19 protein-coding genes and 1 pseudogene are annotated in these 22089 nt (G+C 44.7%); 8 read left to right on the forward strand and 12 right to left on the reverse strand.

The genetic code is table 11. The features are described 5' to 3' along the window. Positions 1 to 251: 251 nt before the first annotated feature. The 8 genes and pseudogenes from ppsR to Xbed_RS06115 all read left to right on the forward strand — a co-directional run bounded on the left by ppsR (position 252) and on the right by Xbed_RS06115 (position 9209). Entirely contained in the window at positions 252 to 1115 is an 864-nt protein-coding gene (gene ppsR / locus Xbed_RS06080; protein WP_167371877.1) for a posphoenolpyruvate synthetase regulatory kinase/phosphorylase PpsR, read from the forward strand. Between the two features lie 249 nt (positions 1116 to 1364). Then, on the forward strand, positions 1365 to 2411 hold the full coding sequence (locus Xbed_RS06085) for a 3-deoxy-7-phosphoheptulonate synthase (protein ID WP_086112031.1): 1047 nt from the start codon (positions 1365 to 1367) through the stop codon (positions 2409 to 2411). Positions 2412 to 2883: 472 nt separating this feature from the next. After that, positions 2884 to 4920 carry a TonB-dependent hemoglobin/transferrin/lactoferrin family receptor gene (locus Xbed_RS06090; protein WP_086112032.1) on the forward strand — a complete coding sequence of 679 codons (2037 nt, stop codon included), beginning with the start codon at positions 2884 to 2886 and terminating at the stop codon, positions 4918 to 4920. Positions 4921 to 4992: 72 nt separating this feature from the next. Continuing rightward, positions 4993 to 6066 carry a hemin-degrading factor gene (locus tag Xbed_RS06095; RefSeq protein ID WP_086112033.1) on the forward strand — a complete coding sequence of 358 codons (1074 nt, stop codon included), beginning with the start codon at positions 4993 to 4995 and terminating at the stop codon, positions 6064 to 6066. Further along, positions 6063 to 6881, forward strand: coding sequence for a heme/hemin ABC transporter substrate-binding protein (locus tag Xbed_RS06100; protein WP_086112034.1), 819 nt, complete (start codon positions 6063 to 6065; stop codon positions 6879 to 6881). Before Xbed_RS06095 ends, Xbed_RS06100 begins: the two co-directional genes overlap by 4 nt. Then, a complete protein-coding gene (locus Xbed_RS06105) occupies positions 6878 to 7879 on the forward strand; it encodes a FecCD family ABC transporter permease (protein WP_086112035.1) in 1002 nt (333 codons plus the stop codon). Before Xbed_RS06100 ends, Xbed_RS06105 begins: the two co-directional genes overlap by 4 nt. A gap of 11 nt (positions 7880 to 7890) precedes the next feature. Continuing rightward, positions 7891 to 8673, forward strand: coding sequence for a heme ABC transporter ATP-binding protein (locus Xbed_RS06110; RefSeq protein ID WP_422641378.1), 783 nt, complete (start codon positions 7891 to 7893; stop codon positions 8671 to 8673). Between the two features lie 171 nt (positions 8674 to 8844). Further along, positions 8845 to 9209: pseudogene (locus tag Xbed_RS06115) on the forward strand (helix-turn-helix domain-containing protein). A 118-nt stretch (positions 9210 to 9327) separates the two neighbouring features. Here the strand turns inward: Xbed_RS06115 and Xbed_RS06120 are convergent. The 12 genes from Xbed_RS06120 to pheT all read right to left on the reverse strand — a co-directional run bounded on the left by Xbed_RS06120 (position 9328) and on the right by pheT (position 22086). Continuing rightward, positions 9328 to 9813 carry a C40 family peptidase gene (locus tag Xbed_RS06120; protein WP_086112037.1) on the reverse strand — a complete coding sequence of 162 codons (486 nt, stop codon included), beginning with the start codon at positions 9811 to 9813 and terminating at the stop codon, positions 9328 to 9330. Positions 9814 to 9830: 17 nt separating this feature from the next. After that, the gene (gene arnF, locus Xbed_RS06125; protein WP_086112038.1) at positions 9831 to 10217 is read right to left on the reverse strand and encodes a 4-amino-4-deoxy-L-arabinose-phosphoundecaprenol flippase subunit ArnF; all 387 of its coding nucleotides are present in this window, start codon (positions 10215 to 10217) and stop codon (positions 9831 to 9833) included. Then, the gene (gene arnE / locus Xbed_RS06130) at positions 10214 to 10564 is read right to left on the reverse strand and encodes a 4-amino-4-deoxy-L-arabinose-phosphoundecaprenol flippase subunit ArnE (RefSeq protein WP_086112039.1); all 351 of its coding nucleotides are present in this window, start codon (positions 10562 to 10564) and stop codon (positions 10214 to 10216) included. The genes arnF and arnE overlap by 4 nt, the downstream gene beginning before the upstream one ends. Beyond that, on the reverse strand, positions 10561 to 12222 hold the full coding sequence (arnT, locus tag Xbed_RS06135) for a lipid IV(A) 4-amino-4-deoxy-L-arabinosyltransferase (RefSeq protein WP_086112040.1): 1662 nt from the start codon (positions 12220 to 12222) through the stop codon (positions 10561 to 10563). The genes arnE and arnT overlap by 4 nt, the downstream gene beginning before the upstream one ends. Positions 12223 to 12229: 7 nt before the next feature. Continuing rightward, positions 12230 to 13123: a 4-deoxy-4-formamido-L-arabinose-phosphoundecaprenol deformylase gene (gene arnD, locus Xbed_RS06140; protein ID WP_086112041.1), complete on the reverse strand. Its 894-nt coding sequence runs from the start codon at positions 13121 to 13123 to the stop codon at positions 12230 to 12232. Between the two features lie 39 nt (positions 13124 to 13162). After that, positions 13163 to 15148 (reverse strand): bifunctional UDP-4-amino-4-deoxy-L-arabinose formyltransferase/UDP-glucuronic acid oxidase ArnA, encoded by a 1986-nt coding sequence (arnA, locus tag Xbed_RS06145; protein ID WP_086112042.1) that lies wholly within the window; start codon positions 15146 to 15148, stop codon positions 13163 to 13165. After that, the gene (gene arnC, locus Xbed_RS06150; RefSeq protein WP_086112043.1) at positions 15148 to 16125 is read right to left on the reverse strand and encodes an undecaprenyl-phosphate 4-deoxy-4-formamido-L-arabinose transferase; all 978 of its coding nucleotides are present in this window, start codon (positions 16123 to 16125) and stop codon (positions 15148 to 15150) included. The genes arnA and arnC overlap by 1 nt, the downstream gene beginning before the upstream one ends. Next, the gene (arnB, locus tag Xbed_RS06155; RefSeq protein ID WP_086112044.1) at positions 16126 to 17271 is read right to left on the reverse strand and encodes a UDP-4-amino-4-deoxy-L-arabinose aminotransferase; all 1146 of its coding nucleotides are present in this window, start codon (positions 17269 to 17271) and stop codon (positions 16126 to 16128) included. Positions 17272 to 17427: 156 nt separating this feature from the next. Continuing rightward, on the reverse strand, positions 17428 to 18195 hold the full coding sequence (btuD, locus tag Xbed_RS06160) for a vitamin B12 ABC transporter ATP-binding protein BtuD (protein WP_086112045.1): 768 nt from the start codon (positions 18193 to 18195) through the stop codon (positions 17428 to 17430). A 107-nt stretch (positions 18196 to 18302) separates the two neighbouring features. Then, on the reverse strand, positions 18303 to 19298 hold the full coding sequence (btuC, locus tag Xbed_RS06165) for a vitamin B12 ABC transporter permease BtuC (RefSeq protein ID WP_086112046.1): 996 nt from the start codon (positions 19296 to 19298) through the stop codon (positions 18303 to 18305). Between the two features lie 99 nt (positions 19299 to 19397). Continuing rightward, entirely contained in the window at positions 19398 to 19694 is a 297-nt protein-coding gene (gene ihfA / locus Xbed_RS06170) for an integration host factor subunit alpha (RefSeq protein WP_038233943.1), read from the reverse strand. Between the two features lie 4 nt (positions 19695 to 19698). Continuing rightward, entirely contained in the window at positions 19699 to 22086 is a 2388-nt protein-coding gene (gene pheT / locus Xbed_RS06175) for a phenylalanine--tRNA ligase subunit beta (RefSeq protein WP_086112047.1), read from the reverse strand. Positions 22087 to 22089 lie beyond the last annotated feature (3 nt).

A 22089-nucleotide genomic window follows, 5' to 3' on the forward strand; every position in this document is an offset into this window, starting at 1 on the left:
GTACAAATCGGAAAAATTAAGGCTGTTCTTCACAGCAGGAAATAGCCTAGCACATTGTTCTGTCAGAGATGGAAAGGTGAATCGATCAACCCAACAATATTATTTTTTTACAGGTATAATCGGAAAACCGGGCTGTATTGTTCCTGTTTAATAAAAACGATTCAGCCAAACAGGTCAATAAATCCGATAATGACTGGCTACCTAACAATAACCATTTAATAATAATCACTTAATAATAAAAGAAAGAAACGATGATAGAAACTCACATCCCGCAAACACCGGAAAATGGAAAACTGGAACGCTGCGTATTTTTTATTTCCGATGGAACCGCAATCACAGCAGAAGTATTAGGCCATGCTGTATTATCTCAATTTCCAATTACCATCACGTCCTATACCCTGCCTTTCGTGACCAGTAAAAACCGGGCTGAAGAAATCAGGGATCAAATAAATGCGATATATCAACAAACGCAAATCAGGCCATTAGTCTTTTATTCCATCATTTCAGATGAAGTCAAAAGTGTTATTACCCGCAGTGATGGATTCTGTCAGGATATTGTCCAGACATTGGTTGCACCATTACAGCAAGAAATTGGTTTGGAGCCAAAGCCTGAATTAAATAGAACCCATGGCTTATCCCAAAAAAATCTGGGTCAATACGATGCTCGCATTGCCGCCATAGATTATGCCCTTGCCCATGATGATGGTGTTTCATTGCGCAATCTTGATCAAGCCCAAGTGATCATTCTCGGCGTATCCCGTTGCGGAAAAACACCCACCAGCCTCTATCTTGCCATGCAATTTGGTATTCAGGCCGCAAATTATCCTTTCACCGCCGACGATATGGATAACTTACAATTACCTCCTGACTTAAAACCCTTTCAGCATAAATTATTTGGTCTGACCATCAGCCCAGAAAGGCTTGCGGCTATTCGGGGAGAACGCAGAGAAAATAGCCGCTATGCCTCATTACACCAATGCCGCATAGAAATTGCCGAAGTTGAAGCATTATTTCGTAAAAATAAGATTAGCTATTTAAATACCACCAATTATTCTGTCGAAGAGATTTCGGCCAAAATTATTGATGGCATGGGATTGAAACGCCGTATGTTCTGAGTTTGATATATCTGTCTGTTTCACAATATTGGCTCACGATACTGTTTATTTAAAGTACTGTTTATTTAAAGTACTGTTTATTTAAAGCACTGTTTATTTACGGTACTGTTTATTTGCGGAACGATTTGTTCACAGCACTTTCTCGCGCAAAATACGATTATTGTCTGTTGAATTTGCTGGAAGTTGAGTTATTGTGATTTCGGTCATTCCAGACAATGTCTCAATGTGAAGTAAAATTCGAGAAAGTATATGTACAAAACAGATGAATTAAGAACCCACCGCATTGATAGTCTTATCACACCTAAAATGCTTGCCGAACAATATCCTATATCAGAAAAGATCTTGCAAAATGTGACATTGTCACGAAAGCGTATTGAGTCCATTCTGACAGGAGATGATCAGCGTTTACTGGTCATTATTGGTCCCTGCTCCATTCATGATGTTGATGCCGCCCTTGATTATGCCTCCCGCCTATGCAAACTGCGTGAAAAATACCAGCACAGCCTGGAAATTGTCATGCGAACCTATTTCGAAAAACCAAGAACCGTGGTTGGCTGGAAAGGTTTAATTTCAGATCCGATGCTAGATGGCTCGTGTCAGGTCAATAACGGGATCACACTTGCCCGCAAGCTATTAATTGATATTAATGAACTGGGTATCCCCACGGCCACTGAATTTCTGGATATGGTGACGGGTCAGTACATCTCAGATTTAATCAGCTGGGGAGCCATTGGTGCCAGAACAACGGAAAGCCAAATTCACCGGGAAATGGCTTCTGCCCTATCATGCCCAGTCGGTTTTAAAAATGGGACCGATGGCAATACCCTGATTGCCATTGATGCCATTCGTGCGGCACGCTCTAAACATATGTTCCTGTCCCCGGATAAAAACGGCCAGATGACCATTTATCAAACCAGTGGCAATCCCTATGGGCATATTATTATGCGGGGCGGGAAAAAACCGAATTATGGGGCTGAAGATATTGCAACAACCTGCCATAAATTACGGGAGTTCCACTTACCTGAACGTTTAATTGTGGATTGCAGCCACGCTAATTGCCAAAAAATCCATCGTCGTCAGTTGGATATCGCAAAAAATATTGGCGAACAGATCCAATCTGGTTCAACCGCCATTGCAGGTGTCATGGCGGAAAGTTTTCTGGTGGAAGGTACACAAAAAGTGATTCAGGGAGAACCGTTGACCTACGGACAATCCATTACCGATCCCTGTCTTGGCTGGCAGGATACAGAACAATTTATTAGTATCCTAGCCAATGCTGTTGAAAATCTTTCCTGAACGCCTTCCTCTTTCTGGCTCCTGTTGACTGACGGAGCCAGTCACCACAAAAACGAAACACCTAACATTATGTAGTTAAGCATTAAAATTCGACATAAAAAAAATAGCTTGAAGTTAGCCCCTATTGAAACGATAATTATTCTCAATATTAGAATAATTATTGTTCAAATTTGGTTATGGGAAAATTAGCGTACTATCAACGTTACTACACTAATCCTCTGCAACAACAGACTCTTCCTGGGGTATACCACGGTTCTACGAAGGTCGATGGTATAGACGGTTTGCAGCCATTGGTGAAATTACATGCTATCAGGGTTTGCCATCAAAGCAGATCACCCCGACAAAACCAACCAAATACAGCAAATTTATTCTGAAATAATAAAAACTTAGCAAGTTCACCTGCTGGATATCAGCGAGGTGCCTAGTTGTTTGTGTTCATAAAAAAGCTATCTAAGTATGGAGATTGACCTGCATGACTCTAATTAAATCGTCAAAGCTGAAATTGTCTACGTTAAGCGTGGCGATATTCACGAGTTTATTTTCTGCAAATGCAGCCTCTTCCGAAAAAGATAAATCATCCAAAGAAACCTTGACCGTGTATGCCACAGGCAACCAGCGTGACAGTTTTGAAGCACCCATGATGGTTACGGTCATTGAGGGTAATTCCGCCAATAGCAACGTTGCCGGCAATGCAAATGATTTACTCCGCAAAGTTCCTGGCATTGAAATTTCCGGCTCCGGGCGTGCCAATGGGCAAGACATCAATATGAGGGGCTATACCCAAAAAGGGGTTCTTACCCTTGTGGATGGTATTCGGCAAGGAACCGATACAGGACATATTAACGGTGTGTTCCTTGACCCAGCACTGATTAAACAGGTTGAAATTGTTCGTGGCCCCTCCGCCCTGCTATATGGTAATGGTGCGTTGGGAGGCGTTATTGCTTATCAGACCGTCAATGCCTCTGATTTATTGGCGGAAGGTAAAAATACGGGTTTTCGCGTTTTTAACCGTGCCGGCACAGGAGATCACAGCCTGGGGTTCGGTGGTGCCGCATTCGGTAAAACAGAGCAACTTGATGGTTTATTGGCATTCAGTACCCGCGATGTGGGTAATCTCCGCTATGGAAACGGCGTAAAAAGCCGTAATGATGAAACCATCGGTAATATTCTGGCAAAAGGCACCTGGAAAATCACTGACAGCCAAACCCTCAGCGGAGATTTACGCTATTACCGCAATGAGGCTCATGAGCCGAAAGATCCACAAGCCCTGACTTATCATGACGAAAATCCATGGGCAAACCGCACTACGGCACAACGTGATGCCCAATTAACCTATCAACTCAATCCATCAGAATACAGTTGGTTAAATGCCAGAGCGGATGTCTATTATTCTGACATCAACATTAATGTGAAAACCAAAGAGAAAGGGTTTGAGGGTCGAACACAAGATACGTTCGGCGTAAAACTGGAGAACCGTTCACATCTGGGAACAAATGCCTTTGCCGCTCACCAACTTACCTACGGGGGTGAAGCCTATAAGCAAAGACAAAAACCAAGTAGCGGTGCTGTAGAGGGTTTCCCCAAGGCTGATATCCGTTTTGCCTCTGGCTGGGTTCAGGACGAAATCACTTTGCGTCATTTGCCTGTTTCTTTCATTGCAGGCACACGTTACGACAATTACAACGCCTCAAACAGCAAATATGACACCATCAGTGCCGACAAATGGTCGTCAAAAGGCGCCATTAGTATTACTCCCACCGATTGGTCGATGCTCTTTGCCTCCTATGCTCAGGCATTCCGTGCTCCAAGCATCGGCGAGATGTATAACGATTCGAAACATTTTGATATGTCTCCAATGAGAGGACGTCCGGGCTTTACCAACTATTGGAAGCCGAATCCAAACTTACGCCCTGAAAGCAATAAAACTCAGGAATATGGCTTCGGGCTGCGTTTCGATGATCTTTTCACCGACAATGATGGTCTGAAATTAAAGGCCAGCTATTTTGATACCAAGGCGAAAGATTACATCTCTTCTATTGTCATCATGCCTGATATGAGGTTTACAACCTCAATCAATACGCCAAAAGCCAAAATTTGGGGCTGGGATGTTTCACTGGGATATCACTCTGACTGGTTCTCGTGGGATATCGCTTACAACCGCACGACCGGCAAGAATGAAGAGACAGGCGAATCTATCAAGGCTCTCAGCCCAGATACCCTCACCAGCACAGTAGATATTCCATTGGCCAGCACCGGCTTTTCTATTGGCTGGATCGGAAAATTCGCACAGCACACCGATTTTAAAGAAAAAGCCGGGAAGAAAACCCCACCGCAATACGCAGGTTATGGTGTCAATGATTTCTACGTGAGCTATCACGGTGATGGATCATTAAAAGGGCTAACCACTTCTGTCGTACTGGGCAACGCTTTCGATAAAGCCTATTACTCATCACTGGGCGCGTCACAAAGTGGCCGCAACGCCAAACTGTTCGTCAGCTACCAGTGGTAAATAACACGATCATTCTATTAATCTCTACAATTAATTTTATATTTAAACGCAGTTTTTAAGGAGCCAGCAACTGTGAATCAACCACTTTATGAACGTTACCAACAAGCCAAAGCCAATAATAAAGCGAAATATGCGCGCGATCTGGCCGCTTACCTTAATGTCAGTGAAGGAGAGTTATTACATAGCCGTGTCGGTATTGACGCAAAGCGTTTAAATATTGATGCTGCGACTCTACTTCAGGAACTGGCAACGGTGGGTGAAACCAAGTCAATTACCCGTAATGATTTCGCCGTTCACGAACATGTTGGTCGTTATGAAAATATTAAATTCAGCCCACATGTTGGTTTGATCCTCAACCCACGTGAACTTGACCTGCGTCTATTCTTCGAACACTGGAATAGTATTTTCTCTTTGGTTGAGCAGGCTAAGAACGGTGTGCGCCACAGCATTCAATTCTTTGATCGTCAGGGTGACGCATTACATAAAGTCTATACCACCGATAATACCGATATGGCGGCATGGGATGCGCTGATCGAAAAATATCAGGCTAATGAAAACCCGGCGCTGGAGATTCAGCCAGAAGTCATCCCTGAACATGCAAAAATCACTGAACAACTGCGGGTACAGTTAGATCAAGAATGGCGGGCCATGACGGATGTCCATCAATTCTTTATTATGATGAAACGCCATAATCTGAATCGCCAACAAATTTTCAATGCGGTGGGTGATGATTTGGCATATCGTGTTGACAATTCAGCATTAACCCAGCTTGTTGAAACGGCCCATAAAGATCAAAACGAAATTATGATCTTTGTCGGAAACCGTGGCTGTGTTCAGATTTTCACTGGAAAATTAGAACGTTTGATGCCTTATCAGGAAGAAAACTCCCCGCAAAAATGGCTCAATATTTTCAACCACAATTTCACTCTTCACCTGATTGAAAGCGCCATCGCAGAAAGCTGGATCACCTGCAAGCCAACAGATACAGGTTTTGTCACCAGCCTTGAGTTGTTTGATGCCAATGGGAATCAAATCGCACAATTATACGGCCAACGCACCGAGGGCACGCCAGAACAAACTCAGTGGCGTGAACAAATTGCCGCCTTGCCTAAATTACAACCAGAACAGGAAACTTGCCTAGCATGAAAAAGTGGCTTCTAACCTTTATGCTTGCCATCTCTTTTAATGCGTTCTCTGCTGAACGTATTGTTACCATTGGTGGCGATGTGTCTGAAATTGTTTTTGCACTTGGCGAAGGACAGCGAGTTGTTGCAAGGGACAGTACCAGCCAAAATCCCAAGGCTCTGCTTGCTCTGCCCGATGTTGGGTATATGAGGATGCTGAATTCAGAAGGGATTTTATCTATGCGCCCATCATTGGTGATCGCGAGTGAATTGGCCCAACCTTCCTTGGCACTCAAGCAAGTCGAAGATTCCGGTGTAAAAGTCATTAAAGTGACCAGCGAAACCTCGTTAGAAGCCGTTCCTGAAAAAATCATGACCGTTGCCAAGGCGGTCAATCAAGAAAAACGGGGTGAAGCGTTAGTTGCCCAATATCGGCAGCAACTGGCAGATATCGCCACGTCAGATATTCCCGCTAAGGTCATTTTTGTTATGAGTCACGGCGGCACCATGCCGATGGCCGCAGGTCAACAAACCGCCGCAGATAAGATTATCCATGCCATTGGTGCAAAGAATGCCATGCAAGGCGTCCAAGGATACCGTCCTCTGTCCCAAGAAGGCGTTATCGCCAGCAAACCGGATTTGCTACTGATCAGCACAGAAGGACTGAAGACTTTAGGTGGTATCGATAAAGTCTGGCTGCTTCCTGGATTAAACTTCACGCCCGCAGGTCAGAAAAAACAGATCGTGATTGTTGATGAAATGGGTCTGCTTGGATTTGGCCTACAAACTCCTGCCGTTATGAAACAAGTCCGTGAGGCCGCGGAGAAAGTGCAATGAGTCGTTCTCAATCCCCCAGTCTCGGCTTAATGGTACTGGGTTTATTGCTGTTCTTCTTGGCTATCAGTTCAGCCAATATGGGGGCATTGCCACTTTCTTTCAAAACCCTGTGGGAATCATCGCTGGATGACCCACAGTGGCAAATTTGGTTGAACATTCGCTTACCACGCATTCTGTTGGCAATCCTCGTTGGCGGTGCGCTGGCCATATCTGGTGCCGTTATGCAGGGGTTATTCCGTAATCCCCTGGCCGATCCCGGATTATTAGGGATCAGTAATGGCGCGGCACTTGCCGTTGCGATAGTGATTGTTATACCTTTCGCCCTACCTGCCAGCATCGCGTTATACGGACATATTATTGCCGCTTTTGTCGGCAGTTTATTGGTATCCTCCCTGATATTTATTCTTAACAAATATAACCGCGGCAACCTCTCAAAATTACTGCTTGCTGGCATCGCCATCAGTGCACTCAGTGCAGCATTTATTGGTGTATTGAGCTATCTCAGCAACGATCAACAATTACGCCAGTTTACCATTTGGATGATGGGTTCACTCAGCCAAATAGAATGGCCAACCCTGGCTATTGCGGCATCACTGATTATTCCTGTTTGCATACTGATATTCAGCCAGTCACGGAAACTTAACTTGCTGCAACTGGGTGATGAGGAAGCGCACTATTTAGGTGTTAACGTCCGGCGCACCAAATATCAATTATTGCTGTTGAGCGCCTTATTGGTCGGGTGTGCAGTTGCATTGACCGGTGTTATTAGTTTTATTGGCTTAGTTATCCCGCACCTCGTCAGACTACGTTTTGGTGGTGATCATACTTGGTTGCTGCCAATATCCGCCTTAGGCGGAGCCTGCCTTTTATTAACCGCCGATACGCTGGCAAGGACACTGGTTTCCCCCGCAGAAATGCCCGTAGGCATTATCACCGGTTTGATCGGTGCTCCCTATTTCTTATGGCTCATCCTTAAGCCATCAGGTGGCCGCTTATAATGGAGCCGATCATGTCAGATAATTTGCTTGAAGCTAAAAATTTAAATTATTTTATCGGACAGCGCCAAATAATCAGAGATATTTCACTTTCTATTCGTCAAGGAGAAGTTGTTGCGATTATTGGCCCAAATGGCGCCGGTAAATCAACGCTATTACGGCTATTAACGGGTTATATCTCCCCAGATTCAGGAGAGTGCCGGTTAAAAGGCGTTCCCATTTCCCGCTGGCCGACTCAGCAACTGGCTCGCATTCGGGCAGTAATGCGGCAATACAGTTCCCTTTCCTTTCCTTTTAGTGTGGAAGAAGTCATTGCCATGGGGCGTGTTCCTCATGAAAATGCCCATAAGAAAGTCGCGATTGATGAAGCCATTGCATTGACCGAATGCGAAGCGCTGAGGAAAAGAAATTACCAGCAGCTATCCGGCGGCGAACAACAACGGGTCCAACTGGCAAGGGTTCTGGCCCAACTTTGGCACCCGGAACCGACTGAATCCTGTCTGTTTTTGGATGAACCCACTTCAGCGCTGGATCTTTATCATCAACAACATACGTTACGGCTGGTTCACCGCCTGACACGCCAACATCCGATGGCCGTCTGCTGTGTGCTGCATGATTTGAATCTGGCGGCGCTCTATGCTGACAAAATTATCCTGTTGCACAAAGGAAAGTTAGTCGCATCCGGGACTCCACAAGATGTATTGCGTGACGATATCCTCAAACAGTGGTATCAGGCTGATTTGGGCGTTATCCAACATCCTGAAACCCAGCAGCCACAAGTCTATCTCAGGAAATAAAGATTCATCCCTGTCGTCTTTCAAATTGCAACTTAAAAGTTATTGAATGGATGAGCCAATAAAGGCAAATTTTGCAAACTAAAGTGAAATTTGCCTTAACTTTTCATTATCTTCTGCAAATAAAGCCAAAGCAGATAAGCATTTGGAAGCCCCACCCTGTGGGAGGTAACCATGTTAGAAAATGTTATCAACGATATTGTCAGATGGTTAGAAAGCCAGCTTCAACGGACGGAAGGAATAAGGATAGATGCCATTGCCCATAAAAGTGGTTACTCAAAATGGCATTTACAACGAATTTTTAAGAGTTAAAAGGCTGTACACTGGGTCAATACGTGCGCCGACGCCGCCTCCATGAAGCAGCCAGGTCTTTGCGGGAAGATAATTTACCGATCCTTGATATTGCTCTGCAATATGGTTTTAGTTCTCAGGCTACATTTACCCGGATTTTTAAAAAACATTTTAATACTACACCGGCTAAATTCAGGGAGAACGGGCACCTGCCTGAATTCAAAAATTTCTTATATTGCGAAGAATAAACATTGATATAAGTGCCACTCTTTATGGTCAACTACCCTGTCGTTGACCATTTTTTTCATACTGCGCTGGATCTTAAAATGATTTCAGTTCATTAACGAACCAGTCATGCAATCAGGATCATATTCTACGCGCTTGCCAGAAAACACGACGCCAATACACATTGTCGAGAGAAGAACGGATTACCCCTTTGCTGGTGGATGCATGAATAAATTCATTGTTCGTATCATAAATACCGACATGCAAACCACTTTCACCACTGCCGGTCTTGAAAAAGACCAAGTCTCCCGGCATCAAATCATTTTTGTTAATCCGTGTGCCTAGCTGAGTTTGCCCACTTGTTGTGCGTGGAAGCAGGATATTAAAACGATCATAAAAAGTACGGTAAACAAAACCTGAACAATCAACACCCTGCCTGTCCATTCCACCGTAACGGTATGGCGTTCTATACCATTTTTCAAGCTGATCTTTTAGCTGGGCAATGACCATAATCGGGTCAGAAAGGGCTATTCTCAACGGAGGAGAAGTGGGTTTAGAGACAGGATGGGTACAACCTATAAGGAATAAACTGACTAACAAACACAGATGCCCTGCTCTTATCATCATCCACTTTTCTCCAACAATTATGCCGTTTCCGGTCGGCCAATGAGCCAAACTCCCCATAAGATAAAAATAATCCCTGCCGTTTTCAACAATGAAACCGTTTCATTAAACCAAGGCAACAAGGCCGCCATGAGATAAACAAACACATAGCTCAGACTAATAATGGGATACGCTTTATTCAATGGCAGATATTTTAGGGTAAAGAACCAACATAACATAGACAGCACATAACCTGACAATCCGGCCATAATCATCAGCAAAGGCGTATGATTTGCCCAAAGCCAGTGGATATCCAGCCAATGTGCTGATAACGAAAGCGCTGGCAAACGTGCAACGCCCCATTTTAATAGCAGTTGTGCCAGAGAGATCAATAAAGCACTCGCTACTCCCCAAAGATAACCGTTCATGAACTCAGGCTCATCAATAAAATTCCCAACATAATTGCAAAAACGCCTATCCAGTGTTTCAGCCCCACTTTTTCCTGATACAGGCATTGCCCGATCAGTGTTACTACAACAAAATTTATACTGAGCATAGGATATGCAATACTCAGCGGTAAAAATTGCAATAATCGCAGCCAGAATATCATTCCTATTCCCAACAGAAGAATAGCACTCGATAGCCATATCACCATCGATACCCCTTTATGGGGGGCATCTTTTTTCTGCCAACAAATCACCGCCTGCTTCTGACATAATTGCCCCGCACAGGTGAATAAACTGACCAGAAATAATAGTGCTATATAGCTGCTCATGGTTGTTTCTTATAAATTGCCAGGACAAAACGATGATTCCTGTGCACAACGTCCGGCTGAGGTAATTCAAGAAGATCATCTTTTGAAGATAACAGAAGAACAATCGCCACCTGACCCTGTCTACGCGCTTTCTCCAACCATTGAGGAAACGCTTCTTCTGTCACATATCTATATTGGCTGTCAGGGTATTCAAGTCCGTATTCCAATTCTCCCGGACGATCAAACAGATAGATATCACTACGTTTTAATTCCCATGCAATCGCGGCACCGACTCCAACGGACTGAGACAGAATATATTTGCTGTCTGCCAATTCATTTTTATTTTCTCTAATAAACTGCTGGGGAAGTTTGGAATTAATCGTTTTATTGGGCAGTGCACTTCCTATTGATAAACTTAATACAATTGAGCAGGATGCTGCCCATAACCAATATTTGCCATTACGGATAAAGCACAGATACCCAATCCCCGACCAGACACCAAAGGTAATAATTCCCATCATCCATTTCAGCCATTCATTCGGCTGATAAAGTGGCTGACTGATCAACGTTTCCATGACAAAGAGCGTCAAAATAGCAGCCAGTCCAATGAAAACATTCACCAACCCATTCATTCTCAAGGCTTTCATGTCACCATTTTTGACACAATCAACCGCGTATTTCGCCATCATCAGGGCCAACGGACCGATAAAGGGTAAAACATAGGTTGGCAGTTTTCCTTTTGCAATGCTGAAAAAAACAAAGGGAACAATAAACCAACAAAACAGGAAAAACATTTCTGGATGGCTTTTTTTCTCTTTCCAACTTTTTATTAAAGCGCCGGGGAGTAAACCTAACCACGGGATCACACCCAATAGCAGTATCGGTAAGTAATACCAAATGGGCGCAATATGCTGAGCGCTCTCAGAAGCAAAGCGTTGTATATGTTCTACCCAGAAGAAATAGTGCCAATAATCCGGCTCACGCAGAGCAATTGCAATCACCCACGGCAGACTCAGCAAAATAGCGGATATAACGGCAATAGGCCCAAAACGAACCATTTCCAGAAAACGTTTCTGATATAGGGTGATAGGTATCATGGCTATCACGGGCAATGCCAATGCCAGAAACCCTTTAGTCATAAAAGCCATGCCACAAGTCAGCCCCAGCACAGCCCATGCCAGAACTCGTTCTCGGGTACGGCTTGCCTTAAGTGCCCAGTAGCAACTGACAATGCCCGCGGTAATCCATAAAGAGAACATCGGATCAAGGACACTATAAGAACCAATGGCAAACACAATGAACATGGAGATGTAAATCAGGCTTGCAACAAAAGCTGTCTGACGGCATTGCCACATCATCATTGCCAGCCGGTAAAGGAGAAATGCACTGATTAAGATACTGAACACCGAGCCAAAACGAACAGCAAAGTTATTGTGACCAAAAATCCACTGGCTGATATTATTGATCCAATATCCAGCAACCGGCTTTTCAAAATAACGAATATCCAGGAAGTAGGGCACAATCCAATCCCCACGTTGCAACATTTCTCGGCTAATTTCAGCATACCGCGTTTCATCCGGCTGCCATAATAGACGACTATCCAGAGGCAATAGGTAAGTAAGAATAAAAAAAAGAGCCATCAGAGCGGCTCCAATTTTACTTGTCCGAGTATTCAACATAACTGTGTTATACCTCTTGTTGGCAACCTAACCAGCCTTCACGACCGGGAAAATCTGAACGCACAATTTTCCCAACAGGAAGCGCGTCTCTATTTTCAGGTAATAAATGACTTAATTTACAGAATTGAATACCTTGTTGATGAAGCATGTCCAATAATGTTTCAAATTGTAACGACTTCGACATACCTTCAACTTCGGTATGAATGGTGTAAACCGGAACACCACGATCATTTTTGATAGCCTCAAGGATAAAATGATTAAAGTCTGCATCATTGACTTGTGTGCCAACCACCTCATCATAAGTCGGTAATGTGACAGGAATTTGTACCGTGCCCAAATTTCCATCGGGCAAGCGTGGCCTGAATGGGTGTGTTCCACGACAATCGCTGTTGTAATCAAACTCAAAACGCTGTTTAACCGTCAGGACACGTTCATCTGCTCGCCAGCCAGCAACCGCTGAACAGGTAACAGGCTGCCCGGTCGCCCTTGCTAACGCATTAACACCCAACTGCACTTGCTCTGCTAGCTGGGCCTCCGACCAACGCCCCACCCTGGCCTGCCAGCCTTGATGATCCCAGGCATGTAAACCGACTTCATGACCCGCATCCATGGCTTGTTTCATCAAATACCCCAGATCTTTTGCGATCTTTTTTCCTGGCCATGCTGTACCCGCCAGCAAGATATCCAGACCGTAAAGGGATGCGGCATTTGATCTCAACATTTTCCAGAGAAATTTCGGCCGCAACAGGCGCCATAAATGGCGCCCCATGTTATCTGGCCCAACACTGAAGAAAAAGCTGGCCTGGATATTATGCTTCTGCAAAATCTCAAGCAATCGTGGTACACCTTCCTTTGTGCCCTGATAAGTATCCACATCGATTCTCAAACCAACCTGCTTCATCACTTGATTCCTGATCTCTTCCTAATTCCCGATGAATGCCTAGTCTTTTCTTTTCAATTCTTCAACAGCCCCACGCAAAAAGAAATCCAATGTTTCATCAATGGTGTGTTTCATATCGATAGTCGGTTTCCAGCTCAACAAACGCTCTGCGTTTTTAATGCTGGGTTTGCGATGCTCAACGTCCTGATAACCCTGACCATAATAGCTACTGCTTTCAATTTTCTTGAATCCGGCAAAGGGTGGGAAATGCCCCCGCAGCTCGTGTTTTTCAAAGCTATCCAGCAACATTTCCGCCAGTTGGCGAATGCTGGCTTCATTTGTCGGGTTACCAATATTGATAATTTGGCTATCACACGCATCATCCCGGTTCTCAATGATCCTGAACAGCGCTTCAATACCATCGTGAATATCCGTGAAACAACGTTTTTGCTCCCCACCATCCACCAGCTTAATCGGGGAACCTTCGACTAGGTTCAAAATCAATTGGGTAATGGCCCTTGAACTACCAATACGTGCTGAATTCAGGTTATCCAATCTTGGCCCCATCCAGTTAAATGGACGGAATAACGTGAATTTCAGACCTTCTTTTGCACCATATGCCCAAATAACCCGATCAAGTAGCTGCTTGGAAACCGAGTAGATCCAACGCTGTTTATTGATTGGCCCCACAATCAGGCGGGAAGTGTCTTCATCGAATTCCTTGTCATCACACATCCCATAAACTTCGGATGTTGAAGGGAAAATAATCCGTTTGTTATATTTCACACAGTAGCGAACAATTTTCAGGTTTTCTTCAAAATCCAATTCAAAGACCCGTAACGGGTTACGGGTATATTCAATAGGCGTGGCAATCGCGACTAAAGGAAGAATGACGTCACATTTTTTGATGTGATATTCAATCCATTCGGTATGAATACTGACATCCCCCTCAATGAAATGAAAACGGGGATTGCCAATAAATCGCTCAATGGCCGAAGACCCAATATCCATGCCGTAGATGTCATAGTTGCCATCATCCAACAACCGTTCGGTCAGATGATTACCAATAAATCCATTAACCCCCAAAATCAGGACACGTTTACGACGACTGATCTGTGTTGTCGCTTTCGGGCCAACATGACCCCCCGCCACAATTCCCATCTCAAGCGTGAGTCGATGACCCTGGACATACAGCCCGGACTCACTCTGCCCGCTCACAATTTCCAACGCACCTTGACCACAGGCAATCACAAAGGGTGCAGTAGAAATCACAGTTCCGGGACGTTGGCCATGAGTCTGATCGAGTGGTTTTGCACGCCAAATGATAATTTTGCGTTCACCCAAGAAAGTAAATGCGCCGGGATAGGGCTCAGTGACTGCCCTGACTAAGTTATTAATTTCTTTGGCCGATTTATTCCAATCTATTTCACCGTTTTCAGCCGTGCGACGACCAAAATAAGTTGCCTGACTTTCATCTTGAGGGATCGCTGGATAATGGCCTGATTTAATTTGGGGCAAGATGTGACTCAATAATCCCGCAGCGGCTTCGCGTATTTTTCTATGTACATCCAGTGAGGTATCAGTGTCACTGATCTGCACAGCCTGCTGCGCGACGATATCCCCGGCATCCGGTTTTGCCAGCATTTTATGCAGCGTAACGCCGGTTTCTGTCTCACCATTGAGCACAGCCCAGTTAACCGGAGCACGACCACGATATTTCGGCAATAATGAGCCATGAAGGTTAAATGTGCCTTTTTCAGCCAGTGACAAAATTTCCTGACTGAGCATATTACGATAGTAAAAAGAGAAAATGACGTCGGGTTTCATCTCACGGATGCGTTCAACCCAAAGCGGATGATTCACATTCTCCGGCGCAAATACAGGCAGTCCTAAATCTGCACCGCTACGTGAAACAGATGAGAAAAAGTGATTTTCATTCGGATCATCAGTATGTGTAAACACGGCCTGAATATCAAAACCTGCTTTTACTAACGCATCAAGTCCGATACAGCCAATATCATGATAGGCAAAGATAACTGCTTTCATTAACTTTCTTCCTGATTATCGTCGGTCTTTTTAACGCCGACCACTTTTTGAATAAAATAACGCGGGCGGGCACGAACATCGTTATAAATCCTGCCAACATATTCACCAAGTAATCCCATTGCGACAAACTGTGCACCAATGAACATAAAAAGGATCGCAAATAGCGTGAACACCCCTTCAGCAGCCCATATTGAACCAAAAATAAAACGTAGCGTAATCAGCAGTACCGCTAACAAGAAACCGGTTACGGCAATAATACTTCCCACCACACTCAATAACCGCAATGGGGCTGTCGTTAAGCAGGTCAGAAGGTCATACATCAGGTTTATCAGTTTCATGAAACTGTACTTGGAATCCCCAAACTCACGTTCTGCATGAGCCACATCTATTTCTGTCGTTTTACGTGCAAATGTATTGGCAAGTATGGGAATAAAGGTACTGCGTTCATGGCATTGCAACATCGCGCGGACAATATGACGACGATAGGCCCGCAACATACAGCCATAATCTCCCATTGAACGCCCCGTAGCCTTAGTGATCATCGCGTTGATGATTTTGGATGCACTTTTACGGAACCAGGAATCCTGACGGTTAGCACGACGTGTACCTACAACGTCATAGCCCTCTTCTGCTGTTTTAACCAGCCGGGGGATCTCTTCGGGTGGATTTTGTAAATCAGCATCAAGTGTGATAATCAGATCACCATCAGCCTGATGAAACCCCGCCATAATCGCCGAATGTTGCCCATAGTTGCGGTTAAGCAAAATGGCAATCACATGATTTTCAGGAAGTTCCGCTGCCTGAACTAACATATTGGCAGAGTTGTCACGGCTACCGTCATCAACCAAAATTAATTCATATTTCTGTTCAAGCTGTTGGCAGGCTGCGAGAGTTCTTTCTAACAATTGGGGTAAACTTTCTTCTTCGTTATAAACGGGAATAACGACCGAAACTTTTTTAATTTTCTCAAATGTCACTTAGTTATGCTCCAAAAGAATTTCTGTTATCGCATTCACAACACGATCGACATCATCATTGTTCATATCTGGAAAAAGTGGCAAAGAACACAGGGTTGACGAGTTCCACTCAGAGACAGGCAGGGAAAGCTGAGGATAACGTTCTCTGTAATATTTTTGCGTATGGGCGGCTTTAAAATGCAGACCCGTACCGATATTCCTCTCTTTCAGGCGTTCCATGAAAGTATCCCGATCAATACCACAACGGCTTTTGTCAACACGTACCATGAAAAGATGATGGGAGTGCAAATGCTCATATTCAGGCATACTCAGCATTTGCAAAGGTGAATCGATAAGCGCAGCCGAATATCGGGCTACCAGCTCACAACGACGTGCGTTCATTGATGCTAATTTGCCCAACTGTACAACCGCCATCGCTGCGTGAATATCTGATAGGTTATATTTAAAACCCGGTTCAACGACTTCTGCCTGTGGTTTCCTACCTTGGATCTGCCGGTCGAAAGCATCAACCGCCAATCCATGAAATTTTAAACAACGAACCCGCCGGGCAAGTTCATCATCATCGGTAACAAACATGCCACCTTCAGCACAGGTCATGTTTTTAATGGCATGAAAAGAAAAAAGAGCGGTTCCCTGTTCCCCTACCCACTCGTTTTTATAGCGGGTTCCGACGGCATGGGCTGCGTCTTCAATCAAGGGAATATTGGCTTCTTTGGCCACCGCTCGCAGGGCATCAAGATCGCAGGGTGCCCCGGCATAATGGACAGGAATGATCGCTTTGGTTTTTGGGGTAATGGCTTTTTTGATTGTATCCGCACTGACCATTAGCGTATCGCGGTCAACATCAACCATGACAGGCTCGGCACCCAGCAAACAGATCATATTGATGGTGGAAACCCAGGTTTGGGAAGGGGTAATGACTTCATCGCCAGGGCCTATACCTAACGCCAGTAGAACCAGATGCATTCCCGCAGTCGCCGAGCATAAAGCAACAGCATGTTTACATCCGAACATGCGAGAAAAATCTTGCTCTAATTGGTGGTTTTGTGGCCCTGTAGTAATCCAACCTGAACGTAAAACATTTTCTATTGCTTCTATCTCTTCACCGCCAATCGCCGGGCGGGAAAATGGCAAAAAACTATCCATAATCGCCTTATGCCTTGTGTAACCAATTTGTTTTATGTATTCAACGATTCTAAATGATGCTTGTTTAACGAAGCCTCAACAAAGAAACAAATTTTAGTCAGCCAAGACACCCCAAAAGGAGGCGCTAATGATTATGGTGGATTTTACTTACAGGAATTATTGATGGCTGACCCTCCATAATTTATAGCCTGTATTTTTGATATGTCTAATTTTTACTTCAAAAATTTCCGATAAATTTCGTTCCGTCATAACATTCTGTGGTACACCAGAAGCCAATAATTTTCCATGTGAAAGTAACCATACTCCATTAGCCTGTTCATAAGTGTGATTAAGATCATGACTACTCAACAGTACCGCTCCTCCCAATGTGCAAAACTTTTTGATCAACTTATCTAAGATGGCTTGTTGGGTAATATCAAGATTATTGGTAGGCTCATCAAGCAGAAGTAATCTCCCATTAGGATCCAACTCCGGCCATACCTGAAGAAAAGTTCCGGCTAACCTGACTCGCTGCCACTCTCCGCCTGATAACTGACCCATTGGGGACGAAAGTAATGGGAGGAGCTTCATTTGCTGGCAGAGTTCATATAATACGTTCTCACTCTGAGCCAATGGCGCCGATTCGGGACGGAACATGTCCAGATATTGGAAAACCGGCATGATAGGCGTCGATGATGATTGGGAGAACCAGGCCCGACATCTTGCCAGTTCGTGTTGGCGATAATTTCCTAAGTCCCTGCCAATGAGATGAATGTGTCCACTATAGGATAAAATTCCGGCAGCCGCAGAAAGCAAGGTGCTTTTTCCTGAACCATTCAAGCCAACCAGATGAATTTGTTCTCCAGCCATTACTGCCCCAGACAGCGCTTTCAGTCGGTTACTGACGGTAACATTATCCAGTACTAAAATCGGCGGGTTAGTCATGTTATTCCCTCATTTTATTCTTTTAAATTTTAACCCATTACCCTAACCGACGGGGAAATCGCTATTTGTCCTTACTTAATTTGTCCTTACTTAATAGTGATATGCCCTTAATAGCGATGTGTTCTTAATAAAAGCCATATAAAAACGGGGGCGCCCAAGGTGACAGTAACAACGCCAATCGGCACTTCTGCGTGAGAGAGTGACAGGCGGGAAAATAAATCCGCCAACAGTAAACCACAACCGCCAGCCAATGCACTGGCTGGCAGCAACGCTTTATGATCTGTCAGGCCGGTAAGCCTTAGAATATGGGGAATAACTAAGCCGATAAAACTTATCGCTCCCGCCAGGGCAACACTTAATCCAACCAGCAATCCAACCACTGATACAAATAAATTACGCCATTTATGATGAGATATACCCAGTTGCCGAGCCTGCAATTCCCCGAGTGAGAGGTAATTCAGAATGTTTCCTTTGCGACTTAGCCACAAGATAACAGGAAGCAACGCAATCACTAGCCATTTCTGGCGCCAGTCAATGCCACTGAAACTTCCCATCATCCAATACATCAACTGTCGCAGATCCAAACTGGTGCTGAAATAAACCATCCATGTCATCATGGCGCCAAATATGACGCCGAAAGCAACACCGATCAATAATAGGCGAGTATTGGTAACTTGATGTCTTCGGGAAAAAGTCAGCAAAATGGCCGTCATGAAAAGCGCGCCAAATACCGCTCCGACGCTCAATAACCACAAAGGCGCCATGCCATGAAAAGCAAGTATCAAACATACCACGACAACACCCGCACCATTGCTGATCCCAAGCAATCCCGGTTCTGCCAACGGGTTCTCAAATAATGCCTGCATGATGGCACCGGAGACCGCCAAACTTGCCCCGACCGCCATCACTGCAAGCGCCCTGGGTAACCTTAATTGCCAAATAAACAACCGGGCAGAATCAGATAGCCATTGATCAGGCCAAAACCAAATTTCGCCGGCGCATAATGACAAAACAAACAGAGTAATGAACAAAACAGATAAAATCACTATCACTTGATGGTTACGTTTTCTCTGATAAGTGATCAACGCATAGACTGAGTGCATGGTGATATGGAGCCATTAAGGAAACAAAATACCTATCCCATTGCATACAACGGGATATGAATAATAAAAAGACCGCACAAGGGCGGCCTTTTTATGGATTTATTCTTTGGGTAATGCTTTTTCTACCCGATTTTTCAGCTTTTGGCCTGGGCGAAAAGTGACAACACGGCGAGCCGTAATCGGAATATCCTCTCCTGTTTTTGGATTGCGGCCCGGACGTTGATTCTTGTCTCGCAAATCAAAGTTGCCAAATCCAGATAACTTAACTTGCTCCCCGTTCTCCAAAGAGCGACGCACTTCTTCAAAGAACATCTCTACTAGATCTTTAGCATCACGCTTGCTAATACCCAGTTTTTCAAAAAGATTTTCTGACATTTCAGCTTTAGTAAGCGCCATAAGTTCAGTCCCTCAAGGATGCTTGGAATCGCTGTTCTAGTGCAGCAACGCATTTATTAACGGTCGCAGCAATTTCTTCTTCTTCCAGTGTACGCCTGGTATCCTGCAAGATTAAGCTAATAGCAAGGCTCTTGTAGCCTTCCGCGACACCTTTACCACAATACACGTCAAATAAGTTTATGCCAACTATATGATTTACGCCAACTTTCTTGCATTCAGCCAGAACATCTTCTGCGGCTACATTTTCAGGCACAACAATGGCGATATCACGGCGGTTAGATGGGAAACGAGAAACTTCTGCCATCTCAGGTATCACGCGGTCTACCAGACTGGACCATAATAACTCGAATACCACGGTACGGCCGTTTAAGTCAAGTTTACGCTCCAGCTCTGGATGAACAACACCGATATAACCAATGTAACTATTTCCCAAATAAATCCCTGCACTTTGTCCAGGATGCAGGGCAGAATGTTTCTCTGCCCTAAAGGAAATTCCAGATAGTTTACCAGTCAATTCTAAAACAGATTCTAAATCACCCTTCAAATCAAAGAAATCAATTGGTTGTTTTTCAACCATCCAGTGTTCTTCGAAACGATTTCCTGCGATAACGCCAGCAAGCATCAATTCCTGACGAATGCCGTGCTCCGCTTTCTCATCCGGCACGAAACGCAGACCTGTTTCAAATAAACGAACCCGGTTCTGTTGGCGATTCTGGTTATACGCAACTGTCGTTAATAACCCGGTCAACAAAGATAAGCGCATTGCAGACATATCTGCCGAAATCGGATTAGGCAGGATCAACGCTTCTTCCTGTGGATGCAGGTGTTGCTGAATTTTAGGATCAACAAAGCTATAGGTAATTGCTTCTTGATAACCTCGGTCCACCAACATGGTTTTAACCCGTTTTAGCGGCAAATCAGCTTCACGGTGTGAAGTCATGATCAGATCAGCACGTACTGGCACATCAGGAATATTGTTATAACCGTAAATACGGGCAACTTCCTCAACCAAGTCTTCTTCGATCTGCATATCAAAACGCCAGCTAGGTGCAACAGCTTGCCAGATATCATTCTGGACGGTGACCTGACAACCTAAACGGGTCAGAATATCTGTGACCTGTTCATCAGCGATATGATGACCAATCAAGCGATCCAGTTTCTTGCGGCTCAACGTAATCGTGGCAGGTTTTGGCAAATGGGATTCACTGGTGACATCCACGATCTCCCCCGCTTCTCCACCACAAATAGTCAGCAACAACTGAGTGGCATATTCCATCGCTTTATGTTGAAGCTGTGGATCGACCCCACGCTCAAAACGATGGGAGGCATCAGTATGCAGACCATAACGGCGGGCACGACCAACAATGGCCAACGGTGCGAAGAATGCACTTTCTAGCATAATATGCTGTGTTTCCGCATTCACACCAGAATATTCTCCACCAAAAACGCCTGCTATAGCAAGTGCTTGCTTTTCATCAGAAATCACCAGCGTTTCAGCAGAAAGTTCGGTTTTATTGCCATCCAGCAGGGTGAGTTTTTCCCCCTGCTCAGCCATGCGCACAATAATTGAGCCATTCAGACGTTCCAGATCGAATGCGTGCAATGGCTGACCCAGCTCAAGCAAAACATAGTTGGTGACATCAACGACCGGATCAATGGAACGGATCCCACCACGACGCAGTTTCTCACGCATCCATAATGGAGTAATAGCCTTAACGTTCACATTTTTAATCACTCGCCCCAAATAACGCGGACAAGCGTCAGGTGCGTCAACACGAATAGGGAATTTCGCGTCGATGGTTGATTCAACCGCTTCAATTTTTGGTTCGGTCAGGGACAACTTATTAACGACCGCAACATCACGGGCAACTCCCATGATACTCAGGCAATCAGCACGATTGGGTGTAATGCTGATCTCAATCGCATTATCATCCAATTTCATATAGTCGCGCAGATCTGCACCAATCGGAGCATCGGCCGGCAGTTCAATGATGCCATCCTGATCGTCAGCAATGCCGAGTTCAGAAAATGAACACAGCATCCCTTCTGACGGTTCTCCACGCAATTTAGCGGGTTTAATTTTGAAATCGCCCGGTAACACCGCACCGATTGTAGCAACCGCGACACGAAGTCCCTGACGGCAATTGGGTGCACCACAAACGATATCCAGCAAGCGGTCGCCACCAACATTAACTTTTGTAACACGTAATTTATCTGCATTTGGATGTTGACCACATTCGACAACTTCACCTACAAATACACCGTGGAATTGACCTGCCACCTTTTCAACACCATCAACTTCCAAACCCGCCATGGTGATTTGATCAGACAATGCTTCACTACTAATGGCCGGGTTTGCCCACTCGCGTAACCAGAGTTCACTGAATTTCATGAG

This window comes from Xenorhabdus beddingii (assembly GCF_002127545.1).
GTDB lineage: Bacteria > Pseudomonadota > Gammaproteobacteria > Enterobacterales > Enterobacteriaceae > Xenorhabdus > Xenorhabdus beddingii.